The 261-nt window shown below is 41.8% G+C and carries 1 protein-coding gene; it reads right to left on the reverse strand.

Annotated features, from left to right (window positions below):
* The coding region (locus R2R70_RS21115) for a hypothetical protein (RefSeq protein ID WP_410979068.1) at nt 1-247 on the reverse strand (247 nt) is incomplete at its 3' end.
* Nucleotides 248-261: the final 14 nt, after the last annotated feature.

Below are 261 nucleotides of genomic sequence, written 5' to 3' on the forward strand. Positions count from 1 at the left end.
GTTGTTGATGCAGCTTTTGCCATTTTAAGACAGCTACTTGACCTTTTAATGTGCGCTCTGTTGCTTTAAGTTCACGGTATCTTTTAGCATCAAGTGACTGAACAGCCAATTTATCGAGCTGGCTTTGCAACTCTTTACGAACATCTAATAAACGTTCTAAATTTTCACGGGTACTTTTAATCCGCGTTTGCGTTTCGCGGCGACGCTCTTTGTATTTAGATACGCCCGCAGCTTCTTCTAAAAACACGCGAAGTTCATGAG

Origin of the sequence: Cobetia sp. SIMBA_158 (assembly GCF_046566945.1) — a bacterium.
Classification (GTDB): Bacteria; Pseudomonadota; Gammaproteobacteria; order Pseudomonadales; family Halomonadaceae; genus Cobetia; species Cobetia amphilecti.